20 protein-coding genes are annotated in these 23981 nt (G+C 64.6%); 5 read left to right on the top strand and 15 right to left on the bottom strand.

Annotated features, from left to right (window positions below):
* The first annotated feature begins 12 nt into the window (after positions 1-12).
* On the top strand, positions 13-2211 hold the full coding sequence (locus WDM24_RS16905; RefSeq protein ID WP_338831837.1) for a TRAP transporter permease: 2199 nt from the start codon (positions 13-15) through the stop codon (positions 2209-2211).
* Positions 2212-2233: 22 nt separating this feature from the next.
* Positions 2234-4093 carry a glutaminase A gene (gene glsA / locus WDM24_RS16900; RefSeq protein ID WP_338699700.1) on the top strand — a complete coding sequence of 620 codons (1860 nt, stop codon included), beginning with the start codon at positions 2234-2236 and terminating at the stop codon, positions 4091-4093.
* A 163-nt stretch (positions 4094-4256) separates the two neighbouring features.
* Here glsA and WDM24_RS16895 read toward each other — a convergent pair whose 3' ends face one another.
* From WDM24_RS16895 to WDM24_RS16825, 15 genes are all read right to left on the bottom strand, one after another.
* The gene (locus WDM24_RS16895) at positions 4257-4784 is read right to left on the bottom strand and encodes a carboxymuconolactone decarboxylase family protein (RefSeq protein ID WP_338699698.1); all 528 of its coding nucleotides are present in this window, start codon (positions 4782-4784) and stop codon (positions 4257-4259) included.
* 579 nt (positions 4785-5363) lie between these two features.
* The gene (locus WDM24_RS16890; protein ID WP_338699696.1) at positions 5364-5723 is read right to left on the bottom strand and encodes a Zn-ribbon domain-containing OB-fold protein; all 360 of its coding nucleotides are present in this window, start codon (positions 5721-5723) and stop codon (positions 5364-5366) included.
* Positions 5720-6856, bottom strand: coding sequence for a thiolase family protein (locus WDM24_RS16885; protein ID WP_338699694.1), 1137 nt, complete (start codon positions 6854-6856; stop codon positions 5720-5722). Before WDM24_RS16885 ends, WDM24_RS16890 begins: the two co-directional genes overlap by 4 nt.
* A gap of 166 nt (positions 6857-7022) precedes the next feature.
* Positions 7023-8189 (bottom strand): acyl-CoA dehydrogenase family protein, encoded by a 1167-nt coding sequence (locus WDM24_RS16880; protein ID WP_338831836.1) that lies wholly within the window; start codon positions 8187-8189, stop codon positions 7023-7025.
* A gap of 11 nt (positions 8190-8200) precedes the next feature.
* Positions 8201-9400: a CoA transferase gene (locus tag WDM24_RS16875; RefSeq protein WP_338699692.1), complete on the bottom strand. Its 1200-nt coding sequence runs from the start codon at positions 9398-9400 to the stop codon at positions 8201-8203.
* A gap of 166 nt (positions 9401-9566) precedes the next feature.
* Entirely contained in the window at positions 9567-9767 is a 201-nt protein-coding gene (locus WDM24_RS16870) for a hypothetical protein (RefSeq protein ID WP_029078642.1), read from the bottom strand.
* 74 nt (positions 9768-9841) lie between these two features.
* Positions 9842-11380: a class I adenylate-forming enzyme family protein gene (locus WDM24_RS16865; protein ID WP_338831835.1), complete on the bottom strand. Its 1539-nt coding sequence runs from the start codon at positions 11378-11380 to the stop codon at positions 9842-9844.
* A gap of 1 nt (position 11381) precedes the next feature.
* The gene (locus tag WDM24_RS16860) at positions 11382-12551 is read right to left on the bottom strand and encodes an acetyl-CoA acetyltransferase (RefSeq protein WP_338699687.1); all 1170 of its coding nucleotides are present in this window, start codon (positions 12549-12551) and stop codon (positions 11382-11384) included.
* 45 nt (positions 12552-12596) lie between these two features.
* A complete protein-coding gene (gene eda, locus WDM24_RS16855; RefSeq protein ID WP_338699685.1) occupies positions 12597-13247 on the bottom strand; it encodes a bifunctional 4-hydroxy-2-oxoglutarate aldolase/2-dehydro-3-deoxy-phosphogluconate aldolase in 651 nt (216 codons plus the stop codon).
* The gene (locus tag WDM24_RS16850) at positions 13244-14200 is read right to left on the bottom strand and encodes a sugar kinase (RefSeq protein WP_166296670.1); all 957 of its coding nucleotides are present in this window, start codon (positions 14198-14200) and stop codon (positions 13244-13246) included. Before WDM24_RS16850 ends, eda begins: the two co-directional genes overlap by 4 nt.
* Before the next feature lie 29 nt (positions 14201-14229).
* The gene (gene denD, locus WDM24_RS16845; RefSeq protein WP_338699682.1) at positions 14230-15216 is read right to left on the bottom strand and encodes a D-erythronate dehydrogenase; all 987 of its coding nucleotides are present in this window, start codon (positions 15214-15216) and stop codon (positions 14230-14232) included.
* 70 nt (positions 15217-15286) lie between these two features.
* Positions 15287-16213, bottom strand: a complete 927-nt coding sequence (locus WDM24_RS16840; RefSeq protein ID WP_338699680.1) for a carbohydrate ABC transporter permease — start codon at positions 16211-16213, stop codon at positions 15287-15289.
* 65 nt (positions 16214-16278) lie between these two features.
* The gene (locus WDM24_RS16835; RefSeq protein WP_338699678.1) at positions 16279-17238 is read right to left on the bottom strand and encodes a sugar ABC transporter permease; all 960 of its coding nucleotides are present in this window, start codon (positions 17236-17238) and stop codon (positions 16279-16281) included.
* Positions 17239-17347: 109 nt separating this feature from the next.
* Positions 17348-18667: an ABC transporter substrate-binding protein gene (locus tag WDM24_RS16830; protein ID WP_338831834.1), complete on the bottom strand. Its 1320-nt coding sequence runs from the start codon at positions 18665-18667 to the stop codon at positions 17348-17350.
* A gap of 78 nt (positions 18668-18745) precedes the next feature.
* A complete protein-coding gene (locus WDM24_RS16825) occupies positions 18746-19813 on the bottom strand; it encodes an ABC transporter ATP-binding protein (protein ID WP_166296685.1) in 1068 nt (355 codons plus the stop codon).
* A gap of 206 nt (positions 19814-20019) precedes the next feature.
* On the opposite strand from WDM24_RS16825, the gene WDM24_RS16820 reads away from it, so the two are divergent.
* The 3 genes from WDM24_RS16820 to WDM24_RS16810 all read left to right on the top strand — a co-directional run bounded on the left by WDM24_RS16820 (position 20020) and on the right by WDM24_RS16810 (position 23960).
* On the top strand, positions 20020-21048 hold the full coding sequence (locus tag WDM24_RS16820; protein ID WP_338699670.1) for a LacI family DNA-binding transcriptional regulator: 1029 nt from the start codon (positions 20020-20022) through the stop codon (positions 21046-21048).
* A gap of 212 nt (positions 21049-21260) precedes the next feature.
* A complete protein-coding gene (locus WDM24_RS16815; protein WP_338699668.1) occupies positions 21261-23099 on the top strand; it encodes an IlvD/Edd family dehydratase in 1839 nt (612 codons plus the stop codon).
* Positions 23100-23228: 129 nt separating this feature from the next.
* A complete protein-coding gene (locus WDM24_RS16810; protein ID WP_338699666.1) occupies positions 23229-23960 on the top strand; it encodes an SDR family oxidoreductase in 732 nt (243 codons plus the stop codon).
* Positions 23961-23981: the final 21 nt, after the last annotated feature.

Raw genomic sequence — 23981 nt, 5'->3', positions numbered from 1 at the left:
AGAGGGAGCGCGATGTCCGACGGCGCGGCCGCGACGGCGAAGAAGGTCGAGTTCGACGATCCGCATCTCTCCGCGGCGGCCGACCTGCAGGAGTCCGAGGTCACGCGCATCCGCACCTTGCGCGGCGCCTGGCGCTGGGCCCTGCTGGTGGCCACGGCTGCGACCATCCTTCTGTGCGTCAACCAGCAATTCTCGCTGCGCTTCTTCATCGATTACACCCAGCTCAACACCGAATATTTCTACGTCCTGATCGCGCTGATGCTGCCGTTCACCTTCCTGATCTTCCCGGGAAGCGAGAAAGCGCCGCTTAACCGGATTCCTTGGTACGACCTGCTGCTGTTCGCGCTGACATTCGGCTCGGCGATCTGGCTGATGGCCAACATCCGCAAGGCGGCGCAGGCCGGATGGGAGTTCGATGGCGCGCCGACCAATGTCATCGTAGCCGGACTGATCATGTGGTTCGTGCTGATGGAGGCGTTGCGCCGCACCGGTGGCTGGAGCCTGCTGCTGAGCGTGTTGCCGTTCACGCTCTATCCGTTGTTTGCCGACGCCAGCTGGCTCGGCCCATTCCGCGGCACGCAGTCGACGCTGCAGCAAACCACGGCCTATCACATGCTCTCCGGCGAGAGCCTGCTCGGCATTCCGATCCAGGCCTTTGCCGACACGGTGATCGGCTTCCTGGTGTTTGGCACCGCGTTGATGATGACGGGCGCCGGAAAGTTCTTCATCAATATCGCGTTCGCGATGTGCGGCACCTTCCGCGGCGGCGCAGCCAAGGTCTGCGTGTTCGCCTCGGGACTGCTCGGCACCGTCGGCGGCAGCATCGTGTCCAACGTGCTTACCGCAGGCACCATGACGATCCCTGCGATGAAGAAGACCGGTTTCACGCCGTCCTATGCCGGTGCCATCGAGGCCTGCGCCTCGACCGGCGCGGTGCTGGCGCCTCCGGTGCTCGGCGCCACGGCGTTCGTGATGGCGCAGTTCATGAACACGAGCTACGCCGACGTCGCGCTCGCCGCGACCATTCCGTCGGTGCTCTACTATGTCGGCCTGTTCGCTCAGGTCGATGCGTACGCCGCCCGCCACAAACTGGAAGGCATTCCGCGCGCCGAGCTGCCGCGGTTCCGCGATGCCTTTATGGAGGGCTGGTATTATCTGTTCGTCATCGTCGTGCTGGTAGTGATGCTGCTCTACTTCAAGCGCGAGAGCCACGCGCCGTTCTATGCCTCCGCCCTGCTCGTGATCCTGCACCAATGGTCGGGCCCGGCGCCGTGGAAGGCCGGCAACACGGCGGTCCTCGCCTTGTCGGTCGCGGTGACGGCGCTGATGCTCTGGTTCGGCGTGCTCAACGCCGTGCTGTGGGGAATGTGCCTGCTTGTAGCGCTCAATGAGTTCTTCCCCGGCAAGAATTGGGGCGGCGGCCGCTGGCTGCAATTCCTCGAGCTGAACGGCAAGACCTTCGTCGAGTTGATCGCGATCCTCGCCGGCTGCGGCCTCCTGATCGGCGCGTTCTCGCTGACCGGCGTGATCTCGAGCCTCGCCAACGATCTGCTCAGCATCGCCGCCGGAGATGCCTTCCTGCTGCTGATCATGTGCGCGATCACCAGCCTGATCCTCGGGCTCGGGCTGACGACGACGTCCTGCTACATCTTCCTCGCCATTCTTGTCGCGCCTGCGCTGGAGAAGCTCGGGCTGAACAAGATGGCCGTGCACATGTTCATCTTCTACTGGGGCATGCTGTCCTCGATCACACCGCCGGTCGCGATCGCCTCCTTCGCGGCGGCCGGCATCGCCGGCGCGCCGGCGATGAAGACCGGATGGGAATCGATGTGGGTCGGCAGCATCATCTATTTCATCCCGTTCTTCTTCGTGCTGAACCCGGCCCTGCTGCTCCAGGGCAGCAACCCCTATCTTGAGGCGCTCGGGTTGACCGGCCTTGCCTGTTTCGGCATCGTCTTCATCTGCGGAGGCATTCAGGGCTACCAGGCCTATGTCGGCGACCTGCGCAGGGCCGGCATCGTGGAATGGCCATTGCGGGTGCTGCTGGTGATCGGCGGCTTCGTGGTGGCGACGCCCGGCGGCGGCATCGTGCCCCTGTCGCAGCTCCAGATCACCCTGCTGGGGCTTGCGATCCTCGCCCCGACCACCCTGATCGCGCTGCTGCTGGTGCGCCGCCAGCCGCTGGTTGCGAACCAGTTGCGCGCGCCCTGATTGCGTTGCACAACAGGAGGCGATGAAACAATCGCCTCCGCCTGTCACCGCCAGCACCGTCAACTGGTCCAGCTCGCAGCCGCCGCTGCTGCGGTTTCTGCACACGTGTTACGCAAACTTCCTTCCGGAGGCCGCCGGCGCGGTGGCCGACTACATCCCCGAGCTCGGCAAGGCCGACCCTGCCCATTTTGGCATCAGCCTCGCGACGCTCGACGGCCATGTCTACGAAGTCGGCGATACCAGGGTGCCCTTCACCATCCAGTCGATGTCAAAACCGTTTGTGTTCGCTCTGGCGCTGGACACGCTGGGCGCCGAGCGGGTGGAGAGCGTGATCGGCGTCGAGCCGTCGGGCGACCCCTTCAACTCGATCCGGCTCAATGCCGACAACCACCCGTTCAATGCGATGGTCAATGCCGGCGCGATCGCCTGCTCCGGCCTGCTCCACGCCGACAAGGGCGACGGCGCGTTCGACTTCATCCGCCAGGCGCTCGGCCGCTTCGCCGGCCGCGAGCTCGGCGTCGACGAGGCGGTGTACGCCTCCGAGAGCGCCACCGGCGACCGCAACCGGGCGATCGGCTATCTCTTGCGCACCAACAGCGTGATCACCGACAACGTGCCTGCGGTGCTCGACGTCTATTTCCGGCAATGCGCCATCCTGGTCACCGCGCGCGACACCGCCGTGATGGCGGCGACGCTTGCCAACCGCGGCATCAATCCACTGACCGAAGAGCAAGTGGTGACGCCCTACGCGATCGCGCGCACGCTCTCGGTGATGACGTCGTCGGGCATGTACGACTACGCCGGCGAATGGATCTACCGGGTCGGCATCCCCGCCAAGAGCGGCGTCGGCGGTGGCATTCTGGCGGCGCTGCCGGCCCGGCTCGGGCTCGGCAGCTACTCGCCGAAGCTAGACAAGCACGGCAACAGCGTGCGCGGCATCAAGGTGTGCGAGGCGCTGTCGTCGCATTACGACCTACACATGCTGAACCGCAGCGACGACGCCCGCCACAGCATCATCGCTGACTACAATATTGGTAAGAACCCGTCGCGGCGGGTGCGCCGACCGCAGGAGCAGGAGATCCTGGCGAAGCACTTCCAGGAGGTGCGCGTGATCGAGCTGGTCGGCACGCTGTCGCTCTCCAATGTCGACTATGTCGCGCGCCGCCTCGGTGGCGGGCCGCGGCCAGAGTTCGTGATCTTCGATCTGCGCCGCGTCACCGCGACGACCCGCGCCGGCGCCCGGCTGGTCGCCGAAGCCTTCCAGGAACTGGCCGAGCTCGGCGTCACCGTGATCCTCTCAGGCATCAAGCGGACTTCGCGCGAATGGACCACGATCAGCGAGTGGACCAACCGGCTCGGCAATATCAGGGATTTCTATCTGCTCGACACCGCGATCGAGTGGGCGGAGGACCAAATCGTCTACCGCTATGGCGGCTCGATCGACTTCCTCGAGACGACGGAGCTTGCCGAGCAGCCGCTGCTCGCCGGACTAAGTGAGCAGGAGATTGCCGATCTTATCCCGCTCTGCACGGTCAGGACCTACCAGCCGAATGAGCAGATCATCGCCGCGGGCAGCGAGGCGACCTCGCTGTTCTTCCTGCGCAGCGGCGTGGTCCACGTCACCCTGCCCGACGGCATCCGGCTGGCGACGCTGACCGCAGGCATGGCGTTCGGCGAGATGGGACTGCTGGAGCCGAAGCGGATCGCGGACGTGGTCGCCGACATGTCGGCGACCACGTACGAAGTGACGATCAAGGATTTCGAGCGCTTCCGCGAGCAGCATCCGCGGGCCGGCGAGCGGATCATGCGCAACCTCGCGCAGATTCTCGCCGAGCGGCTGATCCTGGCGAATGCGAAGGTGGATCTGCTGACGTCGGGGTAGATTCCAATCATGCAGCGCGAGGACTTGTACAACTCCGTCATGCCCGGGCTTGACCCGGGCATCCACGTCTTGCTGCTAACCGTGAAGAAAGACGTGGATGGCCGGGTCAAGCCCGGCCATAACGTCGGAGGGTGCATGCGCTCCGGCCTCTCCGCGCGACGCCTTAGCTCACCACTTCCGTCACCGGCTGCATGTCGACCTCGAACGTTTCGAGAAATTTCGACGTCATGATGTAGAAGCCGACCGAGAGCTGCAGCTCGATCAGCGCGGCCGGCGTCAGCATCGCCGCGATCGCCTTGAAGGTCGCGTCGGTCGGTTTCCTCAGCTTGACGATCTCGTCGGTGAAGGTGAGCGCCGCGCGCTGCACCTCGTTGAAGCAGGTCGCGGACTGCCAGTTGTCCAGCGCCGCGTTCTGCTCGTCGGTGACGCCGATATTCTTGCCGATGCGTTTGTGCGCAACGATCTCGTAGGGCGCCTCGCAGAGAATGCCGGTGCGCGTGATCGCAAGCTCGCGCACGATCGGATCGAGTTCGCCCTTGTGGCGGATCGCACCGCCGAGCCGGCAGTATTGTTCAAAGTAGCTCGGCGAATGCGCCATCATGCGGAAGATGTTGGCGTTGCGGTTCTTGTCGAGGATCTCGCGGGTGCGCGGGTTTGCCTTCGCAGGATCGGAGTAGTCGATGCGGGCCATTTCCTAACCTTGATCTTGCCGTTGTTTCTGTCGGGTTCCGAAACACTAGAGCCTTTTCCGTTCCGATGAAATCGGAACGGGGCTCTAGATCCTTGTTTTGACGCGTTTTCTTCACACGAACCGGCACCCACTTCGCTCGAAAACGCTCTGTACGGGCGGCCGTCGCAGGAGCAACACGCGCGAGTCAAATTGCCGCCGCATTCCGAGACAACCTTGTCACAGTCGATATTCGCTGAGTGGGGACTCATCAAAAGCGGATGCTCGACGCGGGGTGTTCCGAGTACAAAAATCTGGCCGTCTTGCGCTCTCTCGGCGCAACGATGAGTCACGCCCAAGTCTAGGGGAAACGCATGAAGGAAGCCACCAAGAGGGCGGCCTCGGAAGCGCTTGCGCAAATGCTGGCGGTGACGGCGATGCTCGTCATCGCCAGCTTTGTCTTTTATTGGCACTGAGGCATGATCCGGAAAAGTGTGTAGCGGTTTTCCGAAAGATCATGCCCAAACATAGTATCCGCGACTGGAGGGGCGCGAGCGAACCAATTCAGCCTGGTCTCGCGTTCTGATCGGATCGTTCAGCCCCTCATTTCGTCTTCGCGAAATATGGAACCAGCCGTCCCGCGAATTGCGTGAAGCGCGCGGAAACCTTGTCGCCGATGGCGAGGTCGTGGTCGCCATGGGCCATCATGCGAAAGCCCTCGTCGGCGTCGACAAGCAGGATGTTATAGGGCACATGCGCCCGCGTCGCCGGCGTCGCGGCGCGGCAGACCAGCGAGGTCGCATACACCGTCCCTGCCCCGCTCGCGCGATGCTCGACGAGATGAGACGAGCCGCACGCCGCGCAGAAGCTGCGGCGGAAGTATTGCCGCGCGCCACAGCCGCTGCAGCTCTGATAGACGATGGCTTCCGCGCCCTTGGTCCAGTCCGCGATCAGTCCGCTCATCGCACGCGCTCCAGGAACATGCTGACATGCGACGACAGCACGCCGCCGTCGCCGTGCAGCAGCGCGACCGAGGCGTCGCGCACCTGACGGTTTTCGGCGCGGCCGGTCATCTGCAGCTGGGTTTCGACCAGATGCGCCATCGCGCCGCCGACGCCGCAATGGCCGTAGCTGAGCAGCCCGCCATGGGTGTTGAGCGGCATCTCGCCATCCTGATTGAAATAGCCGGCGCGCACCCGCGCCGCCGCCTCGCCGCGCCCGGCGAGGCCGAGGTCCTCCAGCAGCATCGCGAGCGTGATCGTGAAGCTGTCGTAGACCGCCGCATAACGGACATCGGAGATCGCGATGCCCGACGCCTGCTTCGCCTTCGCGATCGAAATCTCCGCGCCAAGCTCGCTCAGCGCCGGCGCGGCGGTGACGTGCTGATGGGTGTGCGCCTGGGCGCAGCCGCGGACGCGGACCCGCCGTTCGCCGGTCGGCTCGCGGCTGATCACGCAGGCCGCACCGCCGTCGGACACCGGACAGCAGTCGAGCAGTTTCAGCGGCATCGCCACCGGCTTCGAGGCCATCACGTCGGCAACGCTGATCGGCTCGTGGAATTGCGCACCGGGATGCGTCAGCGCGTGCTTGCGCATCAGCACCGCGAACTCGGCGAGGTCTTCTTGCGTGAGGCCGTATTCATGCATGTAGCGGGTCGCGACTAGGCCGTAATAGGCCGGGATGGTCGGCCCAAGCGTCACCTCGTAGTCGGGATGCCCGACCTGGGCCAGCGCCTGGATCGAGGCGTCGCGGCTCTGCCCGGTCAGCCGGTTCTCGCCGCCGACCACCAGCACGTGTTTTGCAACGCCGGCGTCGACGAGGTGATGCGCCAGCATGGTCATCGCAAGCCCGGTGGCGCCGCCGACCTGCACGGCGTGGGCGTAGGACGGCCGGATGCCGAAATGCTCGGCAAACACGGTCGCCAGCATGATGTGCGGCGAGACGGTGGAATAGCCGCAAAGGATGCCGTCGATCTCGGCGCGCTTGAGCCCGGCATCTGATATCGCAAGCTCGGCCGCCTTGCTCATCAAATCGAGCGAGGATGAGCCCTCATGCTTGCCGTAGGACGTGAGGCCGACGCCGGTGACGAAGCTCATCTTTTAACCTCCCCTTGCAAAGGGGAGGTCGGCTTGCGCAAGCAAGCCGGGTGGGGATCTGTCTCCGCACCATGCGCTGTCGCCTGTGGCTGACCGACCCCCACCCTGCCCTCCCCCTTTCAGGGGGAGGGAGAAGAGCGCGATGTGTCTGCGCGAGCGCATCATCTCAATACGACTTCGGAAGGCCGAGCACCTTCTCGCCGATGAAGCTGAGGATTAGCTGCGGGCTGATCGGCGCGATGCGCGGGATCAGCGATTCCCGCAAGTAACGCTCGACGTGATATTCCTTGGCATAGCCGAAACCGCCATGGGTCATCACCGCCTGCTCGCAGGCGTGGAAGCCGGCCTCCGCGGCGAGATATTTTGCCGAATTCGCGGCGGGGCCGCACGGCAGGTTCTGGTCATACTGCCAGCCGGCACGCAGCACCATCAGCCAGGCGGCCTCCAGCTCCATCCAGCACTTCGCCAGCGGATGCTGGATCCCCTGGTTCATACCGATCGGGCGGTTGAACACGATGCGGCCCTTGGCGTACTCCGACGCCCGCTTCAGCGCGATCTGGCCGAGCCCGACGGCTTCGGCCGCGATCAGGATGCGCTCGGGATTCATGCCGTGCAGGATGTATTCGAAGCCGCGGCCCTCTTCGCCGATGCGATCCTCGACCGGAATCTCGAAATTCTCGAAGAACAGCTCGTTGGAGTCGACGGGTTTGCGGCCCATCTTCTCGATCTCGTGCACGGTGACACGCTTGCGGTCGAAATCGGTGTAGAACAGGCTCAAGCCATGGGTCGGACTGCGCACCTCCTCCAGCGGCGTCGTGCGCGCGAGCAGCAGGATCTTGTTGGCGACCTGCGCGGTCGATATCCACACCTTCTGGCCGTTGACGATGTACTTCTCGCCCTGGCGCACCGCGCGGGTCTTGAGCTGCGTGGTGTTGAGGCCGGTGTTCGGCTCGGTCACCGCGAAGCAGGACTTGTCGCGGCCGTCGATGATCGGCGGCAGCATGCGCTGGCACTGCTCCTTGGTGCCGAACACCACCACAGGATTGAGCCCGAACACGTTCATGTGCACGGCCGAAGCGCCGGACATGCCGGCACCGGATTCGGAGATCGTGCGCATCATGATCGCTGCATCGGTGATGCCGAGACCTGAGCCGCCATATTCCTCGGGGATGCAGATGCCGAGCCAGCCGGCATCGGCCAGCGCGCGGTGGAAGTCAGAGGGATAGCCGCCCTCCTTGTCCTTCTTGAGCCAATAGGCTTCATCAAAGCGCGTACAGATTTTTCCGACGGCATCGCGGATCGATTCCTGGTTGGCGGAGAGTGCGAAATCCATCTGTCTTGCTCCTATGCCTGCACCGCTTTGGCGGCGCCGTCGCGCACCATCGCCGCGATCTCATCGATGGAGTAACCCGCCTCCCGCAAGATCTCCGCGCTGTGCTCGCCAAGCCGCGGTGCGAGCCGGCTCGGCTCAACCTTGGTCTCCGACCAGCGCGCCGACGGCGTCATGCTGCGGATGCGGCCTTCGGTCGGATGATCGATGACGGGAAAGACGCCGGTCGCGACCATATGCGGGTCCTGCAGCAGGCTCTCGAGATCGTGCATCGGCATCACAGGCACGTCGGCCTTCTCGAGGATCTCGTTCCACTCGGCAGTCGCTTTGGTCAGCAGGATGCGCGCGAGCTCGGCGTAGACGACATCGATGTTGCTGGCGCGGCCGGCGAAGGTCGCGAACTTCGGATCGCTGCGCAGATCGTCGCGGCCGGTCGCCTTGAAGAAGTTCTCCCACTGCTTGTCGTTATAGACGATCACGCAGATATAGCCGTCGAGCGTCTTGTACGGCCGCCGGTCCGGCGACAGATGGCGGGCATAGCCGCCCTTGTCGAGCGGCGGATCGTAGGTCAGGCCGCCCATGTGGTCGCCCATGACGAAGCCGGCCATGGTCTCGAACATCGGAATGTCGACGCGCTGGCCCTGCCCGGTGCGGTCGCGATGCACGAGGCTCGCGCAGATCGCACCGACCGCGGTGAGGCCGACGATGCGATCGACCAGCGCGTTCGGCACGTAGCGCGGCACGCCGTCCGAGGTCTGCGCCATCAGCGCCGGCAATGCGGTGGCGCCCTGGATCAGATCGTCATAGGCGGGCTTTGCGGCATACGGCCCTTCCTGGCCGAAGCCGAACACGCCGGCATAGACCAGCCGCGGATTGACCTTGGCGACGACGTCGTAGCCGAGCTGCAGCCGCGTCATCGCCTGCGGGCGCACATTGTAGACCAGCACATCGGCTTTCGCGATCAGCCGCAGCACGGCCTCACGCCCCGCCGGCTTCTTCAGATCGAGACAGACCGAGCGCTTGCTGCGGTTGGTATTGAGGAACACCGGCCCCATGCCGGGGTGCCGCGTCGGACCGATCTGCCGCGTGACGTCGCCGTCAGGCGATTCCACCTTGATAACGTCGGCGCCGTAGTCGCCAAGCATCTGCGTGGCATAGGGTCCCATCAGCACGGTCGTCATGTCGACGACCTTGATACCCTGCAATGGTCCCATCGTCCTGTTCGCTCCCGGATGTTCTGGTTACGGAGCTAGTAACGGGAGGTCTTTGCCGAGATCAACCGGCGCCAGGCGTATGGGCGTATGCGCGGCGGCGGCCGGACGGTTTCCACGCGGCGGAACGGCGGGAAAACCGAAGCGTGTCCACCGCCCCCAACGTCGGTTACTGCCCCGTCATCGCCTCGCGTGCTTTCAGGAGCTTTTCTAGTTCCGCATTCTGCTGCTCGAGGCGGTCGGCGATGCGCTCCTCGACTTCGGCGCCCGCAGCGCCTGCGGCCTGCTCGATCAGCTGCCTGATGTTGTCCCGGAGGATTGCGATGCGATTGTTCACTTCCGACAGTGACAGAGACGTCTCGATTCCCATGGTCCGTTCTCCCGGTGACAGGCGCAGACAGCTTAGCGCGGCGGGAGCCGGCGGCCTATCCCTTAGCCTATCCCTTAGCCTATCCCTTTGGCCATCATCTCCCGCAGCGAGGTCTTCAGCACCTTGCCATAATTATTCTTCGGCAGGGCATCGAGATAGACGTAGCGCTTCGGCCGCTTGAACCGGGCGATCGAGGCCAGGCAATGCGCGTCGAGCTTGCCGTCGTCGGCCGCGGCGCCGTCCTCCAGCACAACGCAGGCGACGACGATCTCGCCCCATTCAGCATCCGGCACACCGATGGCCGAGACCTCGCGGACGTCGGGATGGGTCAGCAGGGCTTCCTCGACCTCGCGCGGATAGATGTTGGTGCCGCCGGAGATGATGACGTCCTTGGAGCGGTCCGACAGCGTCAGGAAGCCGTCGGCATCGAGCCGGCCGACATCGCCGGTGCGCAGCCAGCCGTCCTTCAGCGTCTCGGCATTGGCCTTCGGGTTGTTCCAGTAGCCGAGCATCACGGTTGCGCCCTTGACCTCGATCTCGCCGGTCTCGCCCGCGGGCAGCGGCTTGCCGTCCTTGTCGGTGATGCGCACGGTGACGACGCTTTGGGCTGACCCAACCGAGGCCAGCCGTTCGAGATAGCGCGGATGATCGCTCTGATGGTGCCAGTCGCGCGACAGCGCCGTGATGGTCATCGGCGACTCGCCCTGGCCATAGATCTGCACGAAGCGCTGGCCCATCGTCGCCATCGCGTCCAGGATGTCGGCGGTGTACATCGGCCCGCCGCCATAGATGATGGTGCGCAGCCCCTCGCCATTCTCGCCGCGCGTCTTCGCGGCATCGACGAGGCGGCGCACCATGGTGGGCGCGGCGAACATCACGACATTGTCGAGCTGGCGGCCGAGGTTGAGCACCTCATCCGGATCGAAGCCGCCGGATTCCGGCACGACGTGACGGCCGCCCATGCGGACATGCGGGAAATTGTAGAGGCCGGCGCCATGCGAGATCGGCGCGGCGTAGAGCGAGGCATCGTGCGGCGTCGCCGCATCGACGTCGGCGAGATAGCACAGCGACATCGCGACCAGATTACCGTGGCTCAGCATCACGCCCTTGGGACGGCCTGTCGTGCCTGAGGTGTAGAACAGCCAGGCGAGGTCGTTGACTTCGCGCGGTAGCGGCGCGGGCGCGCCCTCGCCGCTTCGCATCGCCTTGTAGGCAGCGTTGTCGACCGACAGCATGGTCATGCCGGCGGGACAGTCGTCCTTCGCCTCGCTCAGGGCGCCGACCGTATCATCGGACACGAAGGCGAGCTTCGCGCCGCCATTGCCGCAGATCCACGCCGCCTCGCGGCCATGCAGTTTTGCGTTGATCGGGATCGCGGCGGCGCCGATCCACCAGATGCCGTAGAGGCATTCGAGATATTGCGTGCAGTTCGTCGCAAACAGCGCGACGCGGTCGCCGGCGGCAATGCCGTGATCGCGCGCCAGCGTCGCCCCGATCGAGGCGGCGCGGCGGGCAAAGGTTGCATAGTCGGCGTCGAGGTCGAAGCCGGTCAGCAGCGCCGGCGCGTCGGGACGCGCCCGCGCCGTCGCCGCCAGCCATTCGGCAACGTTCAAGCTACTTGGCCGGCTCGAGGATCGAGACGTAGTTGGCGACTGCGGCGCCGCCCATGTTGAAGATGCCGCCGATCTGCGGGTTCTTGAGCTGCATGCCCTCAGGCGCCTGCCCCGTGAGCTGCATTGCGCTCATGACATGCATGGAGACGCCGGTGGCGCCGATCGGATGGCCCTTGGCCTTGAGGCCGCCGGACGGATTGACCGGCAGCTTGCCGTCCTTCTGGGTCCAACCCTCCATGATCGCGCGCGCGCCCTGCCCCTTCGGCGTCAGGCCCATCGCTTCATATTCGATCAGCTCGGCGACTGTGAAGCAGTCATGGGTCTCGACGAAGGAGAGATCGGCGAGCTGCAGGCCGGCCTTCTGCAGCGCGCGCTGCCAGGCGACGGTGCAGCCTTCGAACTGCAGGATGTCGCGCTTGGACATCGGCAGGAAATCCTGCGCATGCGCGGTGGCGCGGATGTTCACCGCCTTGCCCATGGTCTTGGCGGTCTCGGCATCGGTCAGCACCAGCGCGGCGGCGCCGTCGGAGACCAGCGAGCAGTCGGTGCGCTTCAACGGCCCCGCGACGAACGGGTTCTTGTCGCTCTCGGCGCGGCAGAACTCGAAGCCGAAATCCTTGCGCATCTGCGCATAGGGATTGGCGACGCCGTTCTTGTGGTTCTTGGCGGCGATCATCGCCAGCGCGTCCGACTGGTCGCCATACTTCTGGAAATAGGCCTGCGCGATCTTGCCGAACACGCCGGCGAAGCCGCCGACCGTGTCGCCGTCCTCGGGCAGATACGACGCCTTCAAGAGGTTCTTGCCGATCTCGGGGCCCGGCGTCCGCGTCATCTGCTCGACGCCGACCACCAGCACGATCTTCGCAGCGCCCGCTTCGATGGCGCGGATGCCCTGATGCACAGCGGCCGATCCCGTGGCGCAGGCGTTCTCGACACGCGTGGTCGGCTTGAAGCGCAGCGCCGGATTGGCCTGCAGCACCAGCGAGGCCGTGAAATCCTGCGGCGAGAAGCCGGCGTTGAAATGGCCGAGCATGATCTCGTCGACGTCGGACGCAGCAATACCGGCATCGGCGAGCGCCTCGTTGGCGACCTTGACGACGAGGCCCTCGACGGTCTCGGCGTCGAACTTTCCGAATGGCGTATGCGCCCAACCCACGATGCTGGCTGTCATGGCCGTATCTCCCTGTTCCTGTTCAGGGAGTTATGTAGCGTATCTTCAGGCCGCTTTCAGCGTTTTCATCGCCTGCGCGCACATGGCGGTTATGCCTGCCCAATTGCCGGCGCGGATATCGGAGGCCGGGCACAGCCAGGAGCCGCCGACGGCCAGCACATTGGGCTCGGCGAGCCAGGTCGCCGCATTGGCCTCGCCAATACCGCCGGTCGGGCACACTCTGACGTGCGGAAAAGGACCAGCCAGAGCCCGCAGTGCCTTGATACCGCCGGCCTGCTCGGCGGGGAAGAATTTGACAACGTCGAAGCCTTGCGCCAGCGCCTGCATCAGCTCGGACGCGGTCGCGATCCCCGGCGCGAAAGGCAGCCGGCTGGTAGCGGCCGCCTTCAGCAGCTCGGGCGTCGCGCCGGGGCTGATGCCGAATTTGGCGCCGAGCGCTTCGGCGCGCGCCAGATCGTCGCCATTGAGGATCGTGCCGATCCCGACGATCGCGTCGGGCACCTCGGCGATGATGGCCCTGGCCGCATCGACCGCGACCGGCGTGCGCAGCGTCACCTCGAGCGTCCGCACGCCGCCGGCGACCAACGCCCTGGCGAGCGGCACTGCGTCTGCGAGCCGCTCGATGGTCAGCACCGGGATCACGGTGGCCTGGCGGATCAGTTCGGCGATCCGGTCCTGCTTTGATGTCGTTGTCATTGCGAGGCCTTGCGGGATGGTGGGGGACGAGGCGCCTTCTTCGGCGGCATGGCGTAGCGTGGAATGATCGCACCGGGATAGCACACCACGACGCCGGCCAGCCGATGGCCGGCGCGCGCCGCCTCCTCGGGCTCGGCGCCGCCGAGCCGCGCGGCGAGATAGGCCGCGGCAAAACTGTCGCCGGCCGCGGTGGTATCGACCACCGGCTTTGGCAGCGGCTCCGCCCTCACCTCGCGCGTGCCACCGGCAGAGCGCACAATGCAGGCAGGTTCGGCGAGCTTCAGCACGACCTCCGGGCTCGAGATGCCCGCCAGTAGCGCCGTGTTGCTCTCGCCGGGATAAAGCGGCGCCAGATCTTCCGTCGAGGCGAGCACGATATCGGCGGTCTCGAACGCGCTGCTGAAGACTTTTCGCGCGACGTTCAGATCCGGCCAGCCACGGGCGCGGAAGTTGGTGTCGAACGCAAAGCGCGTCCCCAGCAGCCGCGCGCGCTTGAGCGCCGCGATCAGCCGCTCCCGCCCGTCCTCGCGCAGGATCGAGAGCGTGATCGCCGAGAGATAGACGACGTCATAGGTCGCGAGCGAGTTCAGCAGGTCGTCCGTTTCGGGAAGATCCATCAGCTCGCGCGCGGCGGCGCTGTCGCGCCAGTGGAAGAAGCGCCGCTCGCCCTTGTCGTCGGTCTGGATGAGATAGAGCCCCGGCAGCTTGCCTGCCAATCGCGCGACATGCTTGGTGCCGATGCCTTCGCTCGCCCAGCCGGCGATCATCTCATCGCTCAGCGCGTCATCGCCGAGCGCCGTGATGTAATCGATGTGGACGCCGAGCCGCGACAGATAGACGGCGGTGTTGAGCGTGTCACCGCCGTAGAAGCGCGAATACAGACCGCCGATCTGGCCGCCCGGGGCCTGACGCAGCTCGATCATGCATTCGCCGATGCTGGCAACCCTGGTCATCTCGAGAGCCGCGCTCGCCCGGACGTCGCTCAGGCGGCGAACTTGCCGCCGAGCTCGTCCTCGATGTGGATACGGATGATATCGTCGAACGTCTTCTCGGCGGTGGTGAAGCCGAGCTTCAGTGCGCGGTCGGTGACGAAATCGCGCGGCCAGCCGGAAACGATGCCGATGATGGTCGGATCGGGCACCCGCTTGATGCGCGCGGTGACGTTCTTGCCGGCGACGCGCTCCAGCGACGCGATCTGCTCGCCGACGGCCACGGACATCCCGGGCATGCTGAGATTGCGCCGCGGCCCGATCGCATTCAGGTCCATGGTGCCGGCATGGACCAGGAAGCCGACCGCCGATTTCGGCGAGGCGTGCCAGTGCCGCACATCCTCGGAGACCGGCAGGACCGCCTCCTCGCCCGCCAGCGGCTCGCGGATGATGTTGGAGAAGAAGCCGGACGCCGCCTTGTTCGGCTTGCCCGGCCGCACACAGATCGTCGGCAGACGGATCGAGATGCCGTCGAGCAGGCCCTTGCGGGTGTAGTCGTTGATCAGGAGCTCGCAGATCGACTTCTGCGTGCCGTAGCTCGTCAGTGGCGTGTGGAAGAACTCGTCGCCGATCTTCTCAGGGAACGGCGCGCCGAATACCGCGATCGAGGACGTGAACACCAGCCGCGGCTTGTAGCCGCCGCCGACCGCGCGGATCGCGTCGATCAGATAGCGGGTGCCGTCGAGATTGATCCGGTAGCCCTTGTCGAACTCGGCCTCCGCCTCGCCCGAAACGATCGCGGCGAGGTGGAAGATCACGTCGGGCCGCTCGGCGATCAGCGGCGCCGCAGCGCCGGCGTCGGCGAAATCGGAGGCGACGACATTGACCGGGATCGCGGCATTCGCGGGCTTGGCCGGCGCGACCACGTCCTGCAGCGTCATCCTGGTGATGTCCTGCTTGCCGAGGCGGCCCTCGCGCAGCAGTCGCTCGGTCAGCTTGCGGCCGACCATGCCGGCGGCGCCCAGAATCAGAATGTGCACGACCCTGCTCTCCTTTTCTTGTCTCGTCTTCTTGGCTGGTTCTTCGAATTCGGATGCGGGCCTTGCGCGCTCATTCCTTCACGGCGCCCGTCATCGCCGAGACATAATGCTCAACGAAGAAGGCGTAAAGAATAACCAGCGGTAGCGAGCCGCATAGCGCCCCTGCCATCAGGGAACCCCAGCGATAGATGTCGCCGTCAACGAATTCGTTGACGATGGCGACCGGCACCGTCTTGTTCGGGGTCGATTGCAGGAACGTCAGCGCGTAGATGAACTCGTTCCAGCACAGCGTAAAGCAGAAGATGAAGGCCGAGATCAGGCCGGGGATCGCAAGCGGCAGCACGATCTTGATCAGGATCTGCCAGCGGCTGGCACCGTCGATCAGCGCGCATTCCTCGAGCTCGAACGGGATGGTCTTGAAATAGCCCATCAACAGCCAGGTCGAGAACGGGATCAGGATCGTCGGATAGGTGAGGATCAGCGCCATCGGCGAGTCGAACAGGCCGTACTGGAACACGACGGTGGCAAGTGGAATGAACAGGATCGAGGGCGGCACCAGATAGGCCAGGAAGATCAGACCACCGACGAGGTTGGCGCCCTTGTAGCGCAGCCGCACGATCGCATAGGCCGCGAGCACGCTCGCGACGATCGACAGCACGGTGGCGCCGATCGCCACATACATCGTGTTCCAGAGCCAGTGCGGGTAGTAGCTCTCGAACAGCAGCTTGTGGATGTGCTTGAAGGTCGGATTCCAGGTCCAGAACGGATTGTACTTGTCGAGGTCGAGCAGCTGGTCGTCCGGCTTGATGGCGGTCAGGCCCATCCAATAGAACGGGAACAGCAGGATGATGACGATGATCGAGAGCGGGATGTAGAGCGTCACGATCCGCCGCGGCACCGACTGCAGGTAGCTCATGCCCTCGCTGTGATCGGCCGTTGGTGTCGAGCCCGACAGCACGGCCTTGAGATCGATGGATCTGGTGGGCAGGTCAGTCATTGTTCTCTCCCAGCGCGCGCGGGGCCTGCCCCGTTCGCGCAAAGAAATAAGCAAGGCGGCAGAGGTCAATCATTGTTCTCTCCCTGCTGCCACTTGCGACGCTGCAGGCCGAACCAGGACACCATGATCGCGGCGAGCAAGAACGGGATCATCGCGCTCGAGATCGCAGCGCCCTCGCCCAATTGTCCCGCGATGATCGCGCGCTGGTAGGACAGCGTCGCCATCAGATGGGTGGCGTTGACCGGGCCGCCGCGGGTCATCGCCCAGATCAGCTGGAAATCGGTGAAAGTGAACAGCACCGAGAACGTCATCACGACCGCGATGATCGGCGTCAGCAAGGGATAGGTGATGAAACGGAACATCTGCCAGCGCGACGCGCCGTCGAGCGTCGCGGCCTCGTAGAGCGAGGGCTGCACGGTCTGCAGGCCGGCCAGCAGCGTGATCGCGACGAACGGAACGCCGCGCCAGATATTGGCAAAGATCACGCAGATGCGGGCCCAGGTGGTGTCGCCGAGGAAATTGATGTTTTGCGTGATCACGCCGAGATGCTTCAGCGACCAGGAGATGATCGAGAACTGGGAATCGAAGATCCACCAGAACGCCAGCGCCGACAGCACGGTCGGCACGATGAAGGGAATCAAGACGGCAGCGCGCAGCAGCGCCTTGAACGGCATCCGCTCATTGAGCAGCAGCGCCAGATAGAGCCCGACCGCGAACTTAATGGCGCTGGCGACGAAGGTGTAGAGCAGCGTGTTGAACACCGACAGCCAGAAGATGGAATCGTCCCACAGCCACTCATAGTTCTCGGTGCCGATGAAATGACCGACGCGGCCGATCCGCGTGTCGGTAAACGACAGCCAGATGCCGAGCCCCAGCGGATAGGCTAGGAAGAAGATCAGGAAGGCCAGCGCCGGCAACATGAACCAGAAGCCGAGCCAGTTCTTGTTGTGGCGAAGCTGATCCCACGTGGTCGCTTCGCGGATTTCCGTCTTCGCACGTCGCGGCGCGAGGGCAATGTCAGCCATAGGCGATGTCCCGATTGCTCAAACGATTGAGCATGACCACGCAAACTTCCAATGATGGCATTCCAGTGATGGCGCGAGCGGCGGCTGTCCGCCGCCCGCGGGCATCACATCAGCGATAGATGCGCTTCAACTGCCGCTCGGCTTCCGCCATCGCAGTCTTGCCGTCCTTGGCGCCGGTGCAGTAGTTCGCGAACATGTCGACCACGATGAAGTCGGCGATCGCCGTCGCCGCCTTCTCGCCGGGCGTGCCGATGCCGGAGGCCGGCAGCGCGCGCTTGGAGGCCTGGCCGAACACGGCATTCTTCGGATCGGCAGTCCACACCGGAGCCGAGTCGTAGGCATTGAGCGTGTGGGTGAGATAGCCCCGCGCGCCGGACAGCCACTTCTCGAAATTCTCCTTCTCCAGCATGAAGGCGATAAAGGCCTTCGCCGCGTTCGGATATTTGCAGAAGTTGAAGGCGAGGATCGGAACCGCAAGCTGCAGCTCGGTCGGCTTGCCGAGCGACCCGACCGGCCACAGCGCGTGGTCGATGTCCTCGGCGAGCTCCTTCTTGCTCGGATCGTCCTTGGCCGCGACATAGATCGAGATGCCGTTCGAGGTCAGATACAGCTCGCCGGACAGGAACGCCTTGTTGTTGGAGGAGTCGTTCCAGGACGCCACGCCCGGAATGAAGGTGTCCGACAACGCCTTAGCATATTCCAGCGCCTTCATCGTCTCCGGCGAGTTGATGATGACCTTGTCGTCCTTGTCGACGGTCCAGCCATTGTGGCCCCAGAGGATGTTGTGCACCCAGGCATTGGCGTCGCCGGTGGCGTGGCCAAGCGCGAAGCCGGCCGGCGTGTTGTTCGCCTTCAGTGCCTTGCACAGTTCGAGATAGGCCGGGAAGTCGGACGGCACCTGCTTGAAGCCCGCCTTCTCCACCGCCGACTTGCGATAGGTCAGGTAACCGCCGATGGTCGCGACGGGAATGCCGAGCCAGTCATCGCCCTGCTTGCAGGTTTTCGCGGCGGCGTCGGTCCAGCCGCCGTATTTCTTGCCGAGAAAGTCGGCAACGTCGTTCATCTTCAGCACTTTGGTCGGGAACAGCTGCGGCAGCGTGTGCAGGCCCCAGGCGAGGTCGAGGCCCGAGCCGGTGTTGGCGGCGACCGAGGCCTTCGGCTGCACGTCCTCGAAGGACTCGCTGAACACGTTCATCTCGGTGCCGGTCGCCGCCTTGAACGCCGCGACCATGGCGTTGAACGCGTCATCTTCCGCGGGCACGAAGCGCTTCCAGCGCATCACGGTGAGCTTGGCGCCGGGCTCCGCCTTCCAGGGCGCGCTCTGCGCCCAGGCCTTGGCGAAGTCAAACAGCGCCGGCCCGGTGAGCATGCCGGTTGCGGCCAGCGCGGTGCCGCCCTGAAGTAGCGAGCGGCGAGTCAAATCGTGCATCGTCCTTCCTCCAAATGATTTGTGTTTTTCTTGTTTTTGATCTGGCCTGTTGGTCGGCCATTCAGATCAATCGATCCGTCAGCTATTCAGTCGTTTCCCCGTCGAATCGTCGAACAGATGAACCAGCGCCGGGTCCGGCTTGAGCCGAACCTTGTCGCCGGGATTGAACTGATGGCGCTCGCGGAACACGGCGACGACCTGCTCGCCGCCGAGCTTGGCGAACACCTGGGTCTCCGAGCCGGTCGGCTCGACCACCACGATCTCGGCCTCGGCGCCATCATCGGCGATGGTGAAATGCTCCGGCCGCACGCCGTAGACCGCGGGCTGGCCGTCGGAATTGGCCGGCGCCGATTTCAGCGGCAGCTTGACGCCGTTCGGTCCCTCGAAATACGCGGCGCCGTTCACCTTGACCTTGCCCTTCAGGAAATTCATCGCGGGCGAGCCGATGAAGCCGGCCACGAACTGGTTCTCCGGCTTGTCATAGAGCTCGAGCGGCGAGCCCATCTGCTCGACGATGCCGTCATGCATCACCACGATCTTGTCGGCCATGGTCATGGCCTCGATCTGGTCGTGGGTGACGTAGACCGTCGTGGTCTTCAGCCGCTGATGCAGCTCCTTGATCTCGGTGCGCATCGCGACGCGCAGCTTGGCGTCGAGGTTCGACAGCGGTTCGTCGAACAGGAACACCTGCGGATCGCGCACGATGGCGCGGCCCATGGCGACGCGCTGCCGCTGGCCGCCTGACAGCTGGCGGGGATAACGCTCGAGCAGCGGCGTCAGCGCGAGGATCTCGGCGGCGCGCTTGACCCCGCTCGAGATTTCCTCGGGCTTGGCGCCGCGCAGCTTCAGCGAGAAGCCCATGTTGTCGGCGACCGTCATGTGCGGATAGAGCGCATAGTTCTGGAATACCATCGCAATGTCGCGCTCTTTGGGCTGGACATTGTTGACGACGCGGTCGCCGATCGAGATCGTGCCTGAGGTGATGTTCTCAAGCCCGGCCAGCATGCGCAGCAGGGTCGACTTGCCGCAGCCGGAAGGGCCGACCAGAACGACGAACTCGCCGTCCTCGATCGGGATCGACACGCCGTGCAGGACTTCAAAATTGCCGAACGATTTCCGCACGTCGCGAATCTGGACCGACGACATCCACTTCCCTCCCTCAAGTTCCCGACGACGTACGACGAGTGCCGCCACCGCTCTGTTTTGTTCCGGCCGCGCTGGGTGCGCGGCTCTGTTGGACTGAACTTATTGTCAGCAGTTTATCCGGTTTTGGCAATCGTTCGATTAGCAATCGCTTGGTAGCGCTGTCAATATCAGTTTGTCTGCGACGAACGTCGTGATATGAGCGGCAAATGGCCCGAAAGCGCATCACGCCAGGCAAGATCCGGCTCACTGAGGTCGCAAAGCTCGCTGGAGTGAGCCCGATTACGGCGTCGCGCTTCTTCAGGAATCCGGAAGCGCTTTCACTCGGCAAGCGCGCCCGGGTCGAGAGTGCGGCAAAAGAACTCGGTTATGTGCCCAATCTCGCGGCACGCGCGCTCGCATCGCAGCGCACCGAGGTGATCGGTGTCCTGATCCCGTCGTTGACCAACAATGTGTTCTCCGACGTGCTGCGCGGCATCTATGACGCGCTCGATGGCAGCCGCTACAGCATCCAGCTCGCCAACACCCGCTACAGCATCCTCCAGGAGGAGCGCCTGCTGCGTCTTTTTCTGGCACAGAGGCCGGCGGGCCTCATCATCACCGGCATCAATCAGACCGCCGATTCCCGCAGCATCATGGAAACGGTCGATTGCCCGATCGTGCAGATCATGGAGGTCGGCCCCGCCCCGATCGACATGATGATCGGATTCTCGCATTTTGATGCGGCAAAAGGCGCGATTGCCCATCTTCTCGCCCAGGGCTACCGGCGGATCGGCTTCCTCGGCGCGCGAATGGATCCACGGGTGCAGCGCCGGCTCGACGGCTATCGCGCCGCGATGACCGAGGCTGGGCTGTTCGATCCACAGCTCATCGTCACCACGGCTATACCGACCTCGGTCACGCTCGGCGGCACGTTGTTTGCCGACCTGCTCGCCAAGGCGCCCGATGTCGACGCGGTGTTCTGCGTCAATGACGATCTTGCGCTGGGCGCGCTGTTCGAATGCAAGCGCCGTCACGTGGCGGTGCCGGAGCAGATGGCCATCGTCGGCTTCAACGACCTCGAATTCATGGCGTCGAGCGAGCCGACGCTGAGCAGCGTGCGCACCAATCGCTACGAAATGGGCAGAACCGCTGCCATGATGGTGATCGAGACGCTGGAAGGACGCCGCCCCGCCGAGCCGGTCGTCGATCTCGGCTTCAGTGTCGTGGAACGGCAAAGCTCGGCGCGACGCACCTGACATCCGCCCGTCAACAGCCTGTCACAAGGGAAGCAAAAATGACAAAATGGTAGCGCAACCAAGTCCCTTCAACTAAGGTCCAATCCATCCAGTGAAACACCTGTGCGTGATCGTCGAGGTTTGTAATGCGCCACGATTTGCGCAAGGTAGAACAACGTTGAACCAGAGCCCTTGAATGGGCCCATCAAGAGTTTGCATTGCGGGAGAAACCAATGACAAAACCCCCCACCAACGGGCACAGCGCCGCAGGCGAGACCAAGCAGGGCAAGGGCCGCCGGCTCCGCTCCCAGGAATGGTTCGACAACCCGCACAATCCGGGCATGACCGCGCTCTATCTCGAGCGCTACCTCAATTACGGCCTGACCCGCGAGGAATTGCAGTCGGGCAAGCCGATCATCGGCATCGCCCAGACCGGCAACGATCTGTCGCCCTGCAACCGGCACCACCTGGAGCTTGCGCACCGCGTCCGCGAGGGCATCCGTGCCGCCGGCGGCATCGCGATGGAATTTCCGACCCATCCGATCCAGGAGACCGGCAAGCGCCCGACCGCGGCGCTCGACCGCAACCTCGCCTATCTCGGCCTGGTCGAGATCCTGTTCGGCTATCCGCTCGATGGCGTGGTGCTGACCACCGGCTGCGACAAGACCACGCCGGCCTGCATGATGGCGGCGGCGACCGTCAACCTGCCGGCGATCGTGCTGTCGGGCGGCCCGATGCTGAACGGCTGGCACGAGGGGCAGCGCACCGGCTCCGGCACCGTGGTGTGGAAGGCGCGCGAGCGGCTCGCCGCCGGCGAGATCGACTATGAGCAGTTCATCGAGATCGTCGCCTCCTCGGCGCCTTCGGTCGGCCACTGCAACACCATGGGCACCGCTTCGACGATGAACTCGCTTGCGGAAGCGCTCGGCTTCTCGCTGCCGGGCTGCGCGGCGATCCCGGCGCCCTATCGCGAGCGCGGCCAGATCGCTTACGAGACCGGAAAGCGCATCGTCGACATGGTCTGGGAGGATCTGAAACCGTCGGACTTCCTGACCCGCGAGGCGTTCGAGAACTGCATCGTGGTCAACTCCGCGATCGGCGGCTCGACCAATGCGCCGATCCACATCAACGCGCTGGCCCGCCATGTCGGCGTCGAGCTCTCGATCGACGACTGGCAGAAATACGGCCATGACGTGCCCCTCTTGGTGAACATGCAGCCGGCCGGATTCTATCTCGGCGAGGAATATCACCGCGCCGGCGGCGTACCCTCGGTGGTGCGCGAGCTCATCAAGCACAAGCGCATCCATGAAGGCGCCCTCACCGTCAACGGCCGCACCATGGGCGAGAATTGCAAGGAAGCGCCGAAGCCGGACGGCGACGTGATCTGGGGCTACGACAAGCCGCTGGTGAAGGATGCCGGCTTCCTCGTGCTGCGCGGCAATCTGTTCGATTCCGCGATCATGAAGACCAGCGTGATCTCGAAGGAGTTCCGAGACCGCTATCTGTCCAACCCGAAAGACCTCAACGCCTTCGAGGGCCGCGCCATCGTGTTCGAGGGCCCGGAGGACTATCACGCCCGGATCGAGGACCCGGCGCTCGAGATCGACGAGCACTGCGTGCTGTTCGTCCGCGGCACCGGCCCGATCGGCTATCCCGGCGGCGCCGAAGTGGTGAACATGCAGCCGCCGGCGGCGCTGATCAAGCGCGGCATCCTGTCCCTGCCCTGCATCGGCGACGGAAGGCAGTCGGGCACCTCGGGCTCGCCGTCGATCCTCAACGCCTCGCCGGAAGCCGCCGCCGATGGCGGGCTCGCGGTCCTGAAGACCGGCGACAAGGTCCGCATCGACCTCAACAAGGGCAGCGCCAACATCCTGATCTCGGAGGATGAGCTGCGCACCCGCCGCGCCGAGCTGAAGGCAAAGGGCGGCTTCCCGCACCCGGCCAACCAGACGCCGTGGCAGGAGCTCTACCGCCAGACCGTCGGCCAGCACGCGACCGGCGCCTGCCTCGAGCTCGCGACCCGTTACCACGACATCGCCGGCAAGGTCGGCGTGGCGCGGGATAATCACTAGACCATCACCGTCATTCCGGGACGGCCCGCAGGGCCGAGCCCGGAATCCATAACCACCATCGGGAGTATGGTTTCCGGGCCCGCGCTGCGCGCGTCCCGGAATGACCCGAGGAAACCGGGAGAGAAAGTCATGTCAGACCGACTGAAGGGAAAGCGCGCAATTGTCACCGCTGCCGCGGCAGGCATCGGGCGTGCATGCGCCATCGCATTCGCGCGTGAAGGCGCAACCGTGATCGCCACCGACATCAATGAGAGCGGCATCGCCACGCTGGGCAAGGAAGGCGTCGCCGAGACCGCCCGGCTCGACGTTCGCAGCAGCGCTGAGGTCAACAGCTTCGCCAAGCGCGTTGGCAAGATCGACATCCTGCTCAATGCGGCGGGCTTCGTGCATCACGGCACGATTCTGGAGTGCTCGGACGAGGATTTCGACTTCTCGTTCGACCTCAACGTCAAATCCATGCACCGGACCATCAAGGCGTTCCTGCCTGCGATGCTGGCGGGCGGAGGCGGCAGCATCGTCAACATTTCGTCTTGCGCGGCATTGCGGCCGCCGGCCAATCGCTATGTCTACAGCGCGTCGAAAGCAGCGGTTTCGCTGCTGACGCGCGCGGTCGCGCTCGACTTCATCACCCAGGGCATCCGCTGCAATGCGATCTGCCCGGGCACCGTGGAGACGCCCTCGATGCTCGATCGCGCGGCCGCCGCCGGCCCGGATGGACGCGAGAAATTCGTCGCTCGCCAGAAGATGGGCCGGCTCGGCACCGCAGAGGAGATCGCGGCCATGGCGGTCTATCTTGCGAGCGACGAGGCCGCATTCACCACCGGCGTCGACATGGTCGTCGACGGCGGCTTCATGCTCTGACCTCCACGCGATCAAAGGCAT

The sequence above is a fragment of the Bradyrhizobium sp. 27S5 genome, assembly GCF_037217225.1.
Lineage (GTDB): Bacteria > Pseudomonadota > Alphaproteobacteria > Rhizobiales > Xanthobacteraceae > Bradyrhizobium > Bradyrhizobium septentrionale.
Note: the sequence above shows the minus strand (reverse complement) of the source record. Positions and strands in the feature narration are given on the sequence as shown.